The sequence below is a fragment of the Inquilinus sp. Marseille-Q2685 genome, from assembly GCF_916619195.1.
Taxonomy (GTDB): domain Bacteria; phylum Pseudomonadota; class Alphaproteobacteria; order DSM-16000; family Inquilinaceae; genus Inquilinus.
Genome location: NZ_CAKAKL010000002.1, coordinates 451,199 through 466,764 on the forward strand (window position 1 = coordinate 451,199; position 15,566 = coordinate 466,764).

General features: G+C 71.9%; 14 protein-coding genes. 3 read left to right on the forward strand and 11 right to left on the reverse strand.

Annotated elements, in window-relative coordinates:
• Positions 1–9: 9 nt before the first annotated feature.
• The 8 genes from ptsP to LG391_RS11165 all read right to left on the reverse strand — a co-directional run bounded on the left by ptsP (position 10) and on the right by LG391_RS11165 (position 8,249).
• Positions 10–1,797, reverse strand: a complete 1,788-nt coding sequence (ptsP, locus tag LG391_RS11130; protein WP_225768081.1) for a phosphoenolpyruvate--protein phosphotransferase — start codon at positions 1,795–1,797, stop codon at positions 10–12.
• A 4-nt stretch (positions 1,798–1,801) separates the two neighbouring features.
• On the reverse strand, positions 1,802–2,104 hold the full coding sequence (locus LG391_RS11135) for an HPr family phosphocarrier protein (RefSeq protein WP_225768082.1): 303 nt from the start codon (positions 2,102–2,104) through the stop codon (positions 1,802–1,804).
• The gene (locus tag LG391_RS11140) at positions 2,101–2,511 is read right to left on the reverse strand and encodes a PTS sugar transporter subunit IIA (protein ID WP_026869137.1); all 411 of its coding nucleotides are present in this window, start codon (positions 2,509–2,511) and stop codon (positions 2,101–2,103) included. Before LG391_RS11140 ends, LG391_RS11135 begins: the two co-directional genes overlap by 4 nt.
• A gap of 43 nt (positions 2,512–2,554) precedes the next feature.
• Entirely contained in the window at positions 2,555–3,439 is an 885-nt protein-coding gene (rapZ, locus tag LG391_RS11145; RefSeq protein ID WP_225768083.1) for an RNase adapter RapZ, read from the reverse strand.
• A gap of 264 nt (positions 3,440–3,703) precedes the next feature.
• Entirely contained in the window at positions 3,704–4,141 is a 438-nt protein-coding gene (locus LG391_RS11150; protein WP_225768084.1) for an HPr kinase/phosphorylase, read from the reverse strand.
• A 72-nt stretch (positions 4,142–4,213) separates the two neighbouring features.
• The gene (locus LG391_RS11155) at positions 4,214–5,701 is read right to left on the reverse strand and encodes a pre-peptidase C-terminal domain-containing protein (RefSeq protein ID WP_225768085.1); all 1,488 of its coding nucleotides are present in this window, start codon (positions 5,699–5,701) and stop codon (positions 4,214–4,216) included.
• A 41-nt stretch (positions 5,702–5,742) separates the two neighbouring features.
• Positions 5,743–7,491, reverse strand: coding sequence for a stimulus-sensing domain-containing protein (locus tag LG391_RS11160; RefSeq protein ID WP_225768086.1), 1,749 nt, complete (start codon positions 7,489–7,491; stop codon positions 5,743–5,745).
• 59 nt (positions 7,492–7,550) lie between these two features.
• Positions 7,551–8,249 carry a response regulator transcription factor gene (locus tag LG391_RS11165; RefSeq protein WP_225768087.1) on the reverse strand — a complete coding sequence of 233 codons (699 nt, stop codon included), beginning with the start codon at positions 8,247–8,249 and terminating at the stop codon, positions 7,551–7,553.
• Between the two features lie 141 nt (positions 8,250–8,390).
• Between LG391_RS11165 and LG391_RS11170 the strand changes: the two genes are divergently transcribed.
• Entirely contained in the window at positions 8,391–9,116 is a 726-nt protein-coding gene (locus LG391_RS11170; protein WP_225768088.1) for a HugZ family protein, read from the forward strand.
• Here the strand turns inward: LG391_RS11170 and pip are convergent.
• A complete protein-coding gene (gene pip, locus LG391_RS11175; RefSeq protein ID WP_225768089.1) occupies positions 9,113–10,063 on the reverse strand; it encodes a prolyl aminopeptidase in 951 nt (316 codons plus the stop codon). The two genes, LG391_RS11170 and pip, sit on opposite strands and share 4 nt — an antisense overlap.
• 76 nt (positions 10,064–10,139) lie before the next feature.
• Between pip and LG391_RS11180 the strand changes: the two genes are divergently transcribed.
• Positions 10,140–10,946 (forward strand): thermonuclease family protein, encoded by an 807-nt coding sequence (locus tag LG391_RS11180; protein ID WP_225768090.1) that lies wholly within the window; start codon positions 10,140–10,142, stop codon positions 10,944–10,946.
• Positions 10,946–12,277 carry a M48 family metalloprotease gene (locus tag LG391_RS11185; RefSeq protein ID WP_225768091.1) on the forward strand — a complete coding sequence of 444 codons (1,332 nt, stop codon included), beginning with the start codon at positions 10,946–10,948 and terminating at the stop codon, positions 12,275–12,277. The genes LG391_RS11180 and LG391_RS11185 overlap by 1 nt, the downstream gene beginning before the upstream one ends.
• Positions 12,278–12,534: 257 nt before the next feature.
• On the opposite strand, the gene LG391_RS11190 is transcribed toward LG391_RS11185, so the two are convergent.
• Both LG391_RS11190 and htpG read right to left on the reverse strand, forming a co-directional pair.
• Positions 12,535–13,422 carry an RNA polymerase factor sigma-32 gene (locus tag LG391_RS11190; protein WP_225768092.1) on the reverse strand — a complete coding sequence of 296 codons (888 nt, stop codon included), beginning with the start codon at positions 13,420–13,422 and terminating at the stop codon, positions 12,535–12,537.
• Positions 13,423–13,665: 243 nt separating this feature from the next.
• A complete protein-coding gene (htpG, locus tag LG391_RS11195) occupies positions 13,666–15,531 on the reverse strand; it encodes a molecular chaperone HtpG (protein WP_225768093.1) in 1,866 nt (621 codons plus the stop codon).
• Positions 15,532–15,566 lie beyond the last annotated feature (35 nt).

Here is a 15,566-nt window from a genome sequence, read left to right on the forward strand (position 1 = left end):
CCGCCGCTCTCAACCACCCTCGTTGAAATCGTCCAGCAACGCCGCGATCCGGCCGGAATCGGTCTGGTCCAGCATCATCCGGGCGCGGCGGGCGGCGGCGACGCTGTCCAGCGTCAGGATCCGGCGCTTGACCTCCAGGAGGCGCAGCGGCGCCATCGACAGGTCGCGGATGCCCAGGCCCACCAGCAGCGCGGTGAAGCGCGGATCACCCGCGATCTCGCCGCAGGCGCTGACCGGGATGCGGGCGCGCAGCGCCGCCTCGACCGTGAACTGCACCAGCCGCAGCACCGAGGTGTGCAGCGGGTCGTAGAGATGCGACACGGCCTCGTCGCCGCGGTCGGCGGCCAGGGTGTACATCACCAGGTCGTTGGTGCCGATGGCGAAGAAATCGACCTCGCGCGCCAGGGCGTCGGCGATCAGCGCCGCCCCCGGCACCTCGATCATGACCCCGAGCGGCGGCATCGCCGCCGGCACAGGCACCCGGCGCCGCTTCAGCCGCCGCATCGTCCGGTCCAGCGCCGCCTTGACCGCGCGGATCTCGCCGATGGCGGTGATCATCGGCAGCAGCACCCGGATCGGCCCGTGCGCCCCGGCCCGCAGGATCGCCGCCAGCTGCGTCTCCAGCAGCTTCGGCTCCTTCAGCGACAGCCGGATGGCGCGCAGGCCGAGCGAGGGGTTGGCGGTCTCGGCGAAGCGGCCGCCCAGGGCGGACGCGATCTTGTCGCCGCCGAGGTCGAGGGTGCGGATCGTCACCGGCTTGCCGGCCATGCCCTCGACCACGCCGCGCAGGATCGAATACTGCTCCTCCTCGCCCGGCAGGTCGTCCCGGTTCATGAACATGAACTCGGTGCGCAAGAGGCCCACCCCGGCGGCGTTGAGCTCGGCCGACATCTGCACGTCGCGCGGCAGCTCGACATTGGCCGACAGGGTGACGTCGACGCCGTCGCGGGTCCGCGAGGGCAGACCGACCAGCGCCTCGAGCTGCTTGCGGTCGGCCCGCGCCAGGTCGCGCCGGATGCGGTAGGCGGACAGGGTCTCCGGCGTCGGGTCGATGATCACCTGGCCGGCGGTGCCGTCGACGATCACGGTCTGGCCGGGGCGGACCCCGGCCAGGAGGCCCGGCACGCCCAGCACCGCCGGCAGGCCGAGCGACCGCGCCATCACCGCGGTGTGGCTCTGGGCGCCGCCGAGGGCCGAGGCGAAGCCCGCCACCCGGCGCGGGTCCATCAGCGCGGTGTCGGCCGGGGTGATCTCCTCGGCCAGCACGATGCTGCCCTCGGGCAGGTTGGCGAAGGCCTGGAACTGGCGCTTGGTCAGGTTGCGGATCAGCCGGGCGCCGACCTCGCGGATGTCGTCGATCCGGCTGGCCAGATAGCTGTCGTCCATCGCCGCGAACTGGGCGGCAATCGACGCGATCTCCGACTGCACCGCGTATTCGGCGTTGACCCGCTCCTCGGCGATGCGGGTCTCGACCCCGCGCAGCAGGCGCGAGCCGGACAGGATCGCGGCATGGGCGTCCAGCAGGTAGCCGACATCCTCCGCCGCCTGCTCCGGCAGCGCCTGGGCCTTGGCCTTCAGCTTCTTGATCTGGCGCCGGGACTTGGCCAGGGCTTCGGCGAAGCGCTCGCGCTCGCCGGCCAGGTCGGCCTCCTCCAGCCGGTATTCCGGCACCTGTTCGAAGCCGCTCTCGATCAGATGGGCCGGGCCGATGGCGACGCCGCCGGAGACGGCGAGGCCGCCCAGCACGATCTCCCGGCTGGGCGCGGGCGGGGGCAGGTCGGCGATCCGGGTCGCCATGGAATCAGTCCTCGTCGAAGCCGCGCTCGACCAGGGAGACGAGCGCCGTCAGGGCTTCCGCCGCCTGCGGCCCGGCCGCGGCGATGGCGATGTCGGTGCCGGGGCCGGCCGCCAGCATCATCAGCCCCATGATCGACTGGCCGCCGACCTCGGTGCCGTTGCGCTCGACCCAGATCTCGGCGTCGAACTCGGCCACCAGCTTGACGAACTTCGCCGCCGCCCGGGCGTGCAGGCCGCGCTGGTTGCAGATGGTAACGCTGCGGGTCAGCCGTTCCTCGGCCATGTCCGGGGTCCCCGGGCCGGTCATTTGCGCTTCTCGGGCTTCAGCAGGGCCGAGGCCACGCTGATGTATTTCTGCCCCGCTTCGCGGGCCGCGGTCACGGCGTCGGTCAGGGTGTCGGTCTTCCGCACCGAGGCCAGCTTGATCAGCATCGGCAGGTTGATGCCGGCGATCACCTCGACATTGGCGCGGTCGAGGATCGAGATCGCGAGGTTCGACGGCGTGCCGCCGAACATGTCGGTCAGCAGCACCACGCCGCGCCCGCCATCGACCGCGGAGACCTTGTCCATGATCTCGGCCCGGCGCTGCTCCATATCGTCCTCGGGCCCGATGCAGACCGTGGCGACCTGGGGCTGCGCGCCCACCACATGCTCCATCGCCGCGACGAACTCGTCGGCGAGACGACCATGGGTCACGAGGACCATGCCGATCATCGGGTGGGTGGTCATGTCGTTCCGGTTGCCTTCCTGTCAGCCCTTACGTCGGCATGTCGCGATGGACCAGCCCGCGGCGATAGCCCTGGCCGTCCAGCCAGGCCGCCAGCGTCTCCGCCACGAACACCGATCGATGTTTGCCGCCGGTGCAGCCGACGGCGATGGTGAGATAGCTCTTGCCCTCGCGGTTGTAGCGCGGCAGCAGCGGTTCGAGCAGGCCGAACAGCGAGGCCATGAACGGGTCGAACTGGGCGTCGCGCCGGATCATCGCCTGCACCGCCGGGTCCTGGCCGGTCTGCGGCCGCAGGTCCGGCACCCAGTGCGGGTTGTCGAGGAAGCGGACGTCGAACACCAGGTCGGCCTCGCGCGGCAGGCCGCGCTTGAAGGAGAACGACATCACCGTGACATAGAGGCCGGGCGTGGTGTCGAGGCCGAAATGCCCCTCGATCAGCCGCCGCAGGTCCTGCGGGCTGGTCAGCGAGGTGTCGACCACCACATCGGCCAGGAGGCGCAGCGGATACAATTCCAGCCGCTCGCGCCGGATGCCGTCCGCCACCGGCCGGTCGATCGCCAGCGGGTGGCGCCGCCGGGTCTCGGTGTAGCGGCGCTGCAGCACCTCGTCGTCGGCGTCGACGAACAGCAGCCGCACGTCGACGTCGCCGCGGGCGCGCAGGGCCGCGATCTCGGCCTCCAGCGCCTCGACCGAGAAGCCGCGGGTGCGGGTGTCGATGGTTACAGCCATCGGCCGGCCCTCGGCATGGTCGACCAGGGGGCCCAGCAGCGCGATCGGCAGATTGTCGATCGCCTCGTGGCCGAGATCCTCGAGGGTCTTGAGCGAGGTGGAATGGCCGGCGCCGGACAGGCCGGTCACCAGCACCAGACGATGGCGGACGCCGGGATGCGCCGTGGTTTGGGGATCAGCCTGCATTTCTCAGACCCCTTGTGCCCTGCGCCGACGCCACAGGCCGCCAGGGCAGGAGAGCGGCGCAGCGCGATGTCGCACATCGGGCAAGCCGCTCGACGCACCCTGGCGGCCTGTGGCGTCGGCCCGGAGGGTCGCCTTGCGGCGGCCGCCTGCGGGCGCGGGCCGCTCGACCGTATGGCCTGATACGCTCTTCGCAGCCCGCGCCCTCATTCGACTCGCCGCAAGGCGACGCAGGGCGCAAGGGGTCTGAGAAATGCAGGCTAGTGCTCATCGTGCGAGACGGTGTTCGGGCAGGGCCAGCGCGGTCAGGGCCAGGCGCAGCTTGACCGGCGCCGAGGCCTCGAACGGCGCCACCGAGACCAGCGGCAGGCGGATGCCGAGATAGGCGCACACCGCCGGCTCCGGCAGCCGCTCGATCGCCTCGGCCGGCTTCAGGTCGGCGACCAGCAGCACCGGGGCGGCCGGCACGAAGGGCACCGGGATCGGGCCGAAGCCGCGGGCCTCGATCAGCCCGGCCAGGACGGCGGGCGGGCGCGCCACCACGACGCCGCCCTCGAGCGAGAGCTGCACGCGGTCGTCGGCGACCAGACGCCCCCCGGCATCGATCAGCCGGAGGGCCAGGTCGGATTTGCCGCTGCCCGACGGCCCGCGCAGCAGCACGCCGCGGCCGTCGACTGCGACGCAGGTCGCATGGATCGTCGCCATCGCGGGTGGGAAGGTGACCGGCCCCCCGACGCCTGTCAATCGCAACGGCAAATCGTCTGACAACAAGACGCGTTATTTCGCCGGCACCGCCTTGGCCTCCAGCGTGTAGGGCGTGTCGCCCTGATAGGAGTAGACGCGCAGCAGATAGGTGCCGGGGTCCAGCCTCAGCTGCAGCTCCTCCGGATCGGTGCCGGATTCGGCGCCGCTGATCAGGCTTTCCTGGTCCGAGGCGCGCAGGAGGTCGATGTCGGCGTCGCCCTGCTCCATGGTCATGCGGATGGTGACGTCGGCGCGGTTGACCAGGGTGAAGCGCCAATAGTCGTCGCGGTCGGTGAAGCCGACCCAGTCCTTGACGGTCACCGGCTGCGGCCCGACGCGCTCGATCGTGCCGGCCTCGTCGGGGGTGTTGCCGGCATGGTCCGGCGGCGGCGGGGCGGCGGCCGCGCCGGCCACGGTGACCCGGTATTCGGTGGCCTCGCTGCCGGCCGGATAGACGTTCAGGTAGTAGGTGCCGGGATCGAGCGTCGCGGTCAGCGCCTCCGCCTCGGTGTCGGTGTTGGTGCCGCTCAGCAGATAGGCGCCGTCGGTCCCCTCCAGGTTGATGTCGGCGTCGGCTGACAGGCCGTCCAGGCCGATGGTGACGGCCTGCCGCTCGCGGATCGTGAAGGCGTAGTAGTCGCTGGAATCGGCCGGGCCGACCCAGTCGCTGGCCTCGGCGCTGCCACCGGTGACGTCGCCCAGGTCGCGGGCGCCGGACTGGTTCGATCCCGCCGAATCCGGCGGCGGCGCTTCGCCCGGGGTGCCGGAGACGGAGAGGCGGTACGGCGTGTCGTCGCCGTAGCTGGTGATCACCAGGTAGTAGGTGCCGGGCCCGACCACCGTGGCGATGCGCTCGTCGTCGGAGCCGCCATTGGCCGAGGAGCCGAGGGTGCTGTCGTCGCCGTCCTTCAGTTCGATATCGGCATCGCCGGTCATCCCGGCGAGCGTGACGGTCAGGTCGGTCCAGCCCTCGGTGGTGATGGCATAGACGTCGGTCTGGTCGCTGTTCGAGACCCGGCCCTCGGCGGCGAGCGGGGAGGAGCCCACGGTCCCGAGCGGCGTCGCGGTCCCGATCGTGTCGTCGGCGGAGCCGTCGGCCGGGTCCAGGTCGGGCGCGCCGGCACCGGCGCCGGGCATGGCGATGCGCATCGGCGCCAGCGTCTGCGCCCACATGTAGCCGACCGGCGTCTTCGGCGTCTGCACCCGCCCCCAGCCGCCCGCGGCCAGCCGGCCGGTGACGATGACCTGGGACCCGAAGGGCAGCGTCTCCTTCAGCTCGGCGGTGCCGTTCGGGGCGCCGCGGACCGAGGCGCTGGCCCAGGTGACGAAGGACAGCGCGTCCATCTCCTCGAGCACCGCCGGAGCGGCCGGTGCCTCGGCCGGCGCCGCCGGCTCGGCCGCATCGGCCTGGACCTGGACGACCACCGGCGGCGGCACCACCGTCTGGGTCTGGGCCAGGGCCGGCGCCGCGGCCAGGGCGAAGACGCTGCCGAGCAGCAGCCCGCGCAGGCTCGATGTCATGAAAATCCCCCTTCGATGCGGAATGTCGTGGATGCCGTCGCTCACTTCGCCGGAATCTTCACCGTGAAGCGGGCGCCCGGGCGGCCCTCGCGGTTCTCGGCGAAGATCTCGCCGCGATGGGCGGTGATGATCTGCTTGGAGATGCTGAGGCCCAGGCCGGAATGGGTGCCGAACTTCTCGCCGGCCGGGCGCTCGGTGTAGAACCGGTCGAAGATCGCCTCCAGCTTGGCCGGCGGGATGCCGGGCCCGTCATCCTCGATCGTGGCGATCACCCAGGCGCCCTCGCGCCGGGCGCGCAGGGTGATGGCGCCGTCGGGGGGCGAGAACGAGATCGCGTTGGTGATCAGGTTGCGGAACACCTGCACCAGCCGGTCCTCGATTCCGGGCACGGTCAGGGCCGAGCCGGGCGGCAGGCTCAGGCTGATCTTGAGGCCGGTGTCCTCCAGCGTGGTCTTGTACAGCTCGGTCAGCATGCCCAGCATGCGGGCGATGTCGACCGTCCCGGTCTCGGCCCGCGACAGCTCGGCGTCCAGTCGCGAGGCGTCGGAGATGTCGGTGATCAGCCGGTCCAGCCGCTGCACGTCCTCCAGGATGATGGCCATCAGCCGGCGCTGCTGCGCCGGATCGGTGATCCGGGCGGTGGTCTCGACCGCGCTGCGCAGCGAGGTCAGCGGGTTCTTGATCTCGTGCGAGACGTCGGCGGCGAAGCGCTCGATCGCATCGATCCGGGTCCACAGCGCCGCGGTCATGGCCCGCAGCGCCGAGGCCAGCTCGCCGATCTCGTCGCGCCGGCCGCTCATGTCCGGGATCTCGATCTTGCGGCCGCGGCCCTGCTGCACCCGCTCCGCCGCCCGGGCCAGCCGGCGGATCGGCCGGGTGATGGTGCCGGCGAGATACAGCGACAGGATGATGGTGACGCCCAGCGCGATGGCGAAGACCTTCAGGATCTCCTCGCGCACGGTCTGCAGGTTGCCCTCGATGTTGACGCCCTCGCGGGTCATCAGCACCGCGCCCAGCACCAGCCGCACGCGCTGCACCGGCACGGCGACGCCGAGCATCAGCTTGCCGTCCTCGCGGGTCCAGATCTGGCGGCCGACGCCGCCGCCGAGGGCGGCGCGGACGCTGGCATAGTCGTTCGCCTGCTGGTCCTGGCGCTCGACATAGCTCGGCCAGCGCTTGCGTGGCCCGGCGAACTCGGTCGACCAGTCGTAGATCGCGTCCCAGATGCTGCGCAGCCAGCCCTTCGACTGGGGCGGCAGCAGCGGCCGCACCTCGATGATGCCGCCGGGCTGGCCCAGCATCCGGCTGTCGGCCACCAGCTTGCCGTCGGCGCCGAACAGCCGGGCCCTGGTGTCGTTGGTCTGGTACACCCGGCGCACGATCTGGCGGGCGTTGTCGGGGTCCAGCGACTGCACCGTGTCGACGCCGCCGACCACCGCCGCCTCGGCCAGGTTGGCGGCCAGGATCGTGGCCTCGGCGTCGAGCGAGGACAGCTCGTTCTCGATCAGCCGCTCCTGGTAGGACGACAGGTACAGCATGCCGCCGACCAGCATCATCAGCGCCATCATGTTGACGGCCAGGACGCGGGCGGTGAGCTTGGAGAAGAAGCGCCGGCGCAGGCGCGCGACCGGGGCGTCGACGGTACGGCCGCCGACCGGGGTCGCGGTGATCGGCTCGGCAGCCGGCTCCGGCGCGGCGGCCTGGGCGGCGCCGGTCTGGGGCGGGCTGTCCTCGGCCGGCTCGCCGAGGCGCGGCGCCGGGCCGCGGGAGGCTCGTAACGGGGCCGTCATGGCGTCATGCGGCGGTCAGCTCCGCACCGCGGCCGGGAAGGGGGCGGCCGCCGGTACGTTCAGGCCTCCTTGTAGCGATAGCCGACGCCGTACAGCGTCTCGATGTGGCTGAACTCCGTGTCGACCGCCTTGAACTTCTTGCGGATGCGCTTGATGTGGCTGTCGATGGTGCGGTCGTCGACATAGATGTGCTCGCCATAGGCGGCGTCCATCAGCTGGTCGCGGCTCTTGACATGGCCGGGGCGGATCGCCAGCGCCTTGACCAGCAGGAACTCGGTGACCGTCAGGTCGATGGTCTCGCCGCGCCACAGGCAGGCGTGGCGGTTGCCGTCCAGCGTCAGGTCGCCGCGGGTCACCACGGCGGAGGGATCGGCGGGCGTGGTGTCGGCCGCCAGCTGCTCGCGCCGCAGCAGGGCCCGGATGCGCTCGATCAGCAGGCGCTGCGAGAACGGCTTCTTGATGTAGTCGTCGGCGCCCATGCGCAGGCCGAGCAGCTCGTCGACCTCGTCGTCCTTCGAGGTCAGGAAGATCACCGGCATGTTGGTGGTCTTGCGCAGCCGGCCCAGCAGCTCCATCCCGTCCATGCGCGGCATCTTGATGTCGAGCACGGCGAGGTCGACCGGCTTCTGCGCCAGCCCGCGCAGCGCTTCGTCGCCGTCGGAGAAGGTGCGGACCTCATAGCCTTCCGACTCCAGTGACATCGCGACCGATGTCAGGATGTTGCGATCGTCGTCGACCAGCGCGATGGTCTGGGCCATGGCCCCCTCCACTCTCACCACCCGCCCCCGGCAGGCACATGCATATTGCCGGGGACGCTGAACGCCCAATATGGCGTATCTGCGGCCAAAATGTCACTCGGACGAGGTAATCCTCAGGAAAACCAGCGAGGTAGCGGCGCGATGACGATCTCAGAGCTCGCCCCGGCCGAACGGGCCCGGATCCTGCTGCGCAGCCTGGACCGCGCCGCCCTGGCGACGCTGGACGGCGAAGGCGGTCCCTACGCCTCCCTGGTGCTGGTAGCGACCGACCCGGCGGGGCAGCCGCTGCTGCTGATCTCGCGGCTGGCGGAGCATACCGGAAACCTCGAGGGCGACTCCCGCGCCTCGCTGCTGTTCGACGGTACGGCCGGCTTCGACCAGCCGCTGACCGGGCCGCGCCTGACCGTCTCCGGCCGGGCCGAGCCGGCGGACGACCCGGCGCTGCGCGCCCGCTACCTGGCGCGGCACCCGGATGCGGCGACCTATGCCGGCTTCCCGGATTTCAGCCTGTGGCGGGTACGGGTCGAGCGCGGCCACATGGTCGCCGGCTTCGGCGCCATCCACCGCTTCGACGCCGAGGACCTGCTGATCGACCCGCCGCCGGCGCTGACCGCGGCCGAGCCCGGCATCATCGGCCATATGAACGACGACCACGCCGACGCCGTCGATCTCTACGCCCAGGCGCTGCTCGGCCGCAGCGGCAGCGGCTGGCGGATGACCGGCATCGACGCCGACGGCGCCGATCTGCGCCTCGGCGCCGCCGTCGCCCGGCTGGCCTTCGCCGCGCCCGTGACCGACGCCGAGTCGGCGCGGAAGGAGCTGGTGCGCCTGGTCCGCCACGCCCGCGGCGGCGGGCTGGCCGACTAGGCTAGAACCTTCAGCCGCTCCATGGTCTCGACCAGGGCGGTGCGGATCCCGGGCTCCATCGCCGAATGGCCGGCGTCCGGCACCACCACATAGGTCGCCTCCGGCCAGGCGCGGTGCAGCTCGTCCGCGGTCGTGATCGGGCAGACCGTGTCGTAGCGGCCCTGCACGATCGTCGCCGGGATGTGCCGGATCCGGTCGACCTCGCGCAGCAGCCGATCCGGCGGGGCGAACAGGTTGTTCAGGAAATAGTGCGCCTCGATCCGGGCCAGGCCCAGCGCATGCGCGTCCTCCCCGGCCGAAGCCACGATCTCCGGGTTCGGCAGCAGGGTGGAGCAGGAGCCCTCATAGATGCTCCAGGCCCTCGCGGCCGGCAGGTGCACCGCCGGGTCGGGGTCGGTCAGCCGGCGGTGATAGGCGCGGGTCAGGTCGCCGCGCTCGGCCGGCGGCAGGAAGTCGACGAAGCTGCGATGCGCCTCCGGGAAGAAGGTGCCCATGCCGTGGAAGAACCAGTCGATCTCCGTCGGCCGCATCAGGAAGATGCCGCGCAGGGTCAGTGACCGGCAACGCTGCGGATGCGCCTGGGCGTAGGCGAGGGCCAGGGTCGAGCCCCAGGAGCCGCCGAAGACGTGCCAGCGCTCGATACCCAGCATGCGGCGCAGCTGCTCCATGTCCCCGACCAAGTGCTCGGTGGTGTTCTGCCGCGTCTCGCCCAGGGGGCGCGACCGGCCGGCGCCGCGCTGGTCGAAGATGATGATGCGGTAGAAGCCCGGGTCGAAGAAGCGGCGATGGGTGGGCGAGGCGCCGGCGCCGGGGCCGCCATGCAGGAACACCACCGGCACGCCGTCCGGCTTGCCGCACTGTTCCCAGTAGATGCTGTGCAGGTCGTCGACCGGCAGCAGGCCGGTGGCGAAGGGCTCGATGGTCGGGAAGATCAGGTCGCGCGGCATGGATCTCGCTGTCGGGCTGAGTCTCGACCCTTACTCTACGGTCTCTGCGGCGCATTGCACAAAGCCGATCGAAGCGATGCCCTGCGATGCGAAGGCGCAGCCGAATCCGCATCGCCTGTCCTATGCTGCACCGATGCGCCGCGCCCTGCTGCTTCTGATCCTGCTCTGCGCCGCCGGCAGGGCCGGTGCCGATCCGGCGGACGGGCTCGACTACGGCCCGCCGGTCGCGGTCGCCGCCGTGCCCGACGGCCGCACCGTGAGCCTCGCCGATGGCACGGCGGTGCGGCTGAGCGCGCTCGACATCCCGGCCGGCCGCTGGCGCGACTTCGCCCGGTCGGCACTGGCCGGGCTGCTGCAGGACCGTTCGGTCAGCCCGGCCCGGCTGGCGCCGCCCGACCGCCACGGCCGGGTGCCGGCCCAGCTGCGGCGCGAGGACGGCGCCTGGATCCAGGCGGCGCTGCTCGGCCGGGGCCTGGCGCGGGTCGACGCCGCCGGCGCCGATCCCGCCCCGGCGCTGGCCGCGCTGCTGGCGGTGGAGGCCGAGGCCCGCGCCGCCGGCCGCGGCCTGTGGGGCGATCCCGGGCTCGCCGTGCGGCCGGCCGAGGCGCTGGGCCGCGGCGACCTCGACCGCTTCCAGATCGTCGAGGGGCGGGTGCTGCAGGCGGCTCTGGTGCGCGGCCGCGCCTATCTCAATTTCGGCCCGGATCCGCGGCAGGATTTCACGGTGACGGCCGAGCCGGACCTCGTCCGCCGCCTGGCCGGGGCCGGGCAGGACCTGACGGCGCTGCAGGGTCGGCGCATCCGGGTGCGCGGCTGGCTCGACTGGTCGGGCGGGCCGCGCATCGCCCTGGTCCGGATGGAGCAGATCGAGAGGCTGGATTGATGATTCGCCGTGACCTGCTGGTCGGCCTGATGGCGGCGCCGCTGCTGCCGCGTCCGGCCCTGGCCGATACCGCCGAGGCGCGGGCGGTCCGCGCCGCCTTCGGCGGTCCCTATCACGCGCCGGCGCTGCGCGACCACGTCGCCCGCATCGCCCGGCGGGTGGCGGATGCCGAGACCGGCGGCCGCCTGCGGGTGGCGGTCGAGCTGCTCGATTCCGACCAGGTCAACGCCGCCGCCCTGCCGGACGGCCGCCTTCTGGTCAATCGCGGCCTGCTGGCCCTGGCCCGCAGCGAGGCCGAGGTCGCCTCGGTGCTGGCGCATGAGATCGGGCATGTCGTCGCCGGCCACGCCAGGTCGCGCGCGGCGCGGCCGCCGGTCGATCCGGCGGTCGCCGGCCTCGCCGAGGTCGAGGCCCAGGCCGAGTTCGACCGGGCGCAGGAGCAGGAGGCCGACCGGATCGGCATCGAGGCCCTGGCCCAGGCCGGCTTCGACCCTGCGGCGGCCCCCGCCTTCCTGGCCCGGCTCGGCGCCGCCCAGAGCCTCGCCGCATCCCTGTCCGGCCGCCCGGAGCTGGCCACGGCGTCGATCAGCGGCGGCGACCATCCGGAGACGGCGGAGCGGCTGGCGGCCGCCCAGGCCCGGGCGGCGGCGCTGCCGCCGGGCGAGACGGGGGAGGAGGCCTGGCTCGATGCCGTCGACGGCCTGCCCTGGGGCGAAGGGGCCGGCCAGATCCCGATCCGCGGCCAGGCCGTGATCGATCCTGCCGCCCGGTTCCGCTGGGACGCGCCGCGGGGCGTGGCCCTGCTGCGCCAGCGCCAGCGGGTGATGGGGCTGGGGCCGGACGATTCGGTGATCCTGTTCGACCATCTGTCGCAGCCGCGGGCCCTGCCGGCGCGGCTGTTCCTGGAGCGGGTCTGGGGGCGCAGGGCGGGGGGCGTGCAGAGCGTCGGCGAGGGCGATCTCGGCGGCTTCGCGGCCGCCTGGGGCGTCGCCGGGATCGCGGTCGGTCCCGACCGGTGGGAGGCGCTGCTGGTGGTGATCGAGACCACGCCGGAGCGACGCGAGCGCTTCAACGTTCTGACCCGGGCCGGCAGCCCCGCCACGGCTTTGGCGCGCAGCGCGGTCGAGAGCTTCCGCCGGATCGGCGCGGCCGAGGCCGCCGCGGTGCGGCCGCGCCGCCTCGTCGTCGTCCGGGTGCGGCCGGGCGACACCGTGTCGTCGCTGGTCGGGCGGATGCGGGTGGAGGCGGCGGAGGCCCGGTTCCGGCTGCTGAACGACGTCGTGGGCGACGAGGTGACGCCGGGGGCACGGGTCAAGCTGATCGTGGAGTGATCGTTGCGTAGGTTGGGTTCGCGTCCGCGAACCCAACATCGTGCGACTGGAACCAGGTTGGGTTCGCCGGGCGAACCCAACCTACGACGCGCCGCCGCCTCATACCGGCGAGCTCGTGATCAGACTCATCCCTCTCCCAAGAAAGAACCGTCATTGCGAGGAGGCGAAGCCGACGAAGCAATCCAGGGGCCGGTGCGAGCCGCCCTGGATTGCTTCGCTGCGCTCGCAATGACGATCCTTTCATGGGCTCGCTGGTATCACTCCTCCAGGAACAGCTCCTCCGGCTCGGCGACGTGGCGGGAGATCGAGGCGCGCAGCTTGGTCATCGCCCGGTGCTCGAGCTGGCGCACCCGCTCCTTGCTGACGCCGAGCTGGCGGCCCAGCTCCTCGAGCGTGGCGCCGCTGTCGCGCAGCCGGCGCTGGCGGATGATGGTCTGCTCGCGCGGGCTCAGCGCGCCGATGGCCTCGGCCAGCCAGCGCGAGCGGGTGACGTTGTCGCGCAGGCCGATCACCACCTCCTCCGGCGAGGGGCGGGTGTCGGCCAGCAGGCCCTGCCAGTCGTCCTCGCCTTCTTCGGAGATCGGGGCGTTGAGCGACTGGTCGGCGGCGGCCAAGCGCATCTCCATCGCCTCGACATCGGCGACGTCGACCCTGAGCTCGCCGGCGATCCAGTCGCGGCCGGCCTGGGTCAGCCCGGTCTGGCCGCCGGCATTCTCGATCTTGGCGCGCAGCCGCCGCAGGTTGAAGAACAGCGACTTCTGCGCCGCGGTCGTGCCGGTGCGGACGATCGACCAGTTGCGCAGCACATAGTCCTGCATGGCGGAACGGATCCACCAGGCGGCGTAGGTCGAGAAGCGGACCTCGCGGTCGTGCTCGAAGCGGGCGGCCGCCTGCATCAGCCCGACATTGCCCTCCTGCACCAGGTCGCCGATCGGCAGGCCGTAGTTGCGGAAGCGCGAGGCGGTGGCGATGACGAGGCGGGTATAGGCGCGCACCAGGGCGTGCAGCGCCGGTTCGTCGTGATCCTGGCGCCAGCGTCGGGCGAGCTCGAACTCGGTCTCGCGCGACAGCAGCGGCTCGTTCATCGACGCCTTGATGAACTTCAGGTTGGCGCGCTGGGTCTCGGGATCGTCGAGATGCGGCATGGACGCCCCCTCTTCGGCCGAACGATGCCGCGGAAGCGTCCCGCGACCTCGATAGACGAACACCCTGCCACATGGCGGCGTTCCCTCGCCGGAGTGGAGCGTGTCCCCACAGCACGGTTCGCCGGACTCGGGCGGCCGGTTACAAGGGCCTGGGCGCCGGGAATGGGAGCGGAAAGGAGCGACGCCGGCCGTCGATGCCGGCGGATCGCCGTGTCCGGAGGCGGCGGGCCTATGCGGCCCGGATCAGGCCGCGAGGCCGCGCACCAGGGCGTCGGAGAGGCGGCGCGAGAAGGCGGCGGGGTCGGGCAGCGGCTCGCCCTCGACGATCCGGGCCTGGTCCAGCAGCAGGAAGGCGCAATCCTCCAGCTGCGCATCCTTGGCCGCGGCGCGCTCCGCCAGCCGGCGGATCAGCGGGTGGCCGGGATTGACCTCGAGGATGCGCTTCGAGCTGGCGTCGACCCGCCGGTGCTGTTTCAGGAGCCGCTCCAGATGCAGGTCGGTGTCGCCCTCGTCGGCGACCAGGCAGACGGCGCTGTCGGTCAGGCGCTGCGAGGCGCGGACGTCCTTGACCTGGTCGGCCAGCGCCAGCTTCAGCGCCGCGACCAGCTCGTCCACGCCTTCGCCGGCCTCGGGCTTGGGCGCCTCGGCCGGGGCCTCGATCTTCGACAGGTCGGCGCCGCCGCGGGTGGCCGACTTGAACGGCTTGCCCTGGAACTCGCCGAGCGAGGGCACGGCGAACTCGTCGACCGGGTCGGTCAGCAGCAGCACCTCGACGTCGCGGGCGCGGAAGCCCTCGAGCTGGGGCGAACGGGCCAGCGCCGCCGCGTCGTCGCCGGTGATGTACCAGATCGCGTCCTGGCCCGGCCGCATCCGGCCGACATACTCCTCCAGGCTGACCAGGCCGTCGCCCTTGGTCGAACGGAAGCGCAGCAGCGGCAGCAGGGCGTCGCGCTGCTCGCGGTCCTCGTAGATGCCTTCCTTCAGCACCGCGCCGAAGGCAGTCCAGAACTTGGCATAGGACTCGGCGTCGTCCTTGGCCTTGCGGCCGAGCTCGGCCAGGATCTTCTTGGTCACGCCCTGGCGGATCTTGGCCACGGTCGGGTTCGACTGCAGCAGCTCGCGGCTGACGTTGAGCGGCAGGTCCTCGCTGTCGATCACGCCGCGCAGAAATCGCAGATAGGGCGGGATCAGACCTTCCGCCGCCTCGGTCACGAACACCCGGCGGACATACAGCTTGACCCGGTGCTTGCGCTCCGGCTCCCACAGGTCGAAGGGCTGGCTGGACGGCACGAACAGCAGCGAGCTGTACTCGATCGCCCCCTCCGCCTTCCAATGCGCGGTCAGCCACGGCTCGTCGAAGGCGTGGGCGGCGTGGTGGTAGAACTCCTTGTACTCGTCGGCCGTGATCTCGGATTTCGGCCGGGTCCACAGCGCCGAGGCACGGTTCAGCGTCTCGGTCTTGCCGTCCTCGCCCAAGAGCACGATCGGGATGGCGATGTGGTCGGAGTGGGTCTTGACGATCTGGCGCAGGCGCAGCGGCGACAGGAATTCGTCCTCGCCCTCCGACAGATGCAGGACGATGCGGGTGCCGCGGGCGACATCCTCGGCCGCGCCGACGGTGAAGGCGCCCTTGCCGTCGGAGATCCAGCGCCAGCCCTGGTCCTCGCCGGCCTTGCGCGAGAACACCTCGACCTCGCGCGAGACCATGAAGGCGGAGTAGAAGCCGACGCCGAACTGGCCGATCAGCCCGACATCCTTCTTGGCGTCGCCCGACAGCGTCTCGATGAAGGCGCGGGTGCCGGACCGGGCGATGGTGCCGAGATTGCCGACCAGCTCCTCGCGCCCCATGCCGATGCCGTTGTCGGCGACGGTCAGGGTGCGCGCCTTGGGGTCGACGGACAGGGTGATGCGGTAGTCGGCGTCGCCGGCCGAAAGCTCGGGCGCCGTGATCGCGGCATAGCGCAGCCGGTCGCAGGCGTCGGACGCATTCGAGATCAGCTCGCGGAGGAACACCTCCTTCTGGCTGTAGAGCGAATGCGCGACGATATCGAGAAGGCGGCTGACTTCGGCCTGGAAGGTCAGGGTTTCGTCGGTCTTCTGCTGATCCATCTCGGGGTCCGGGGTGCTTCTTCGTGGCTGCCGCC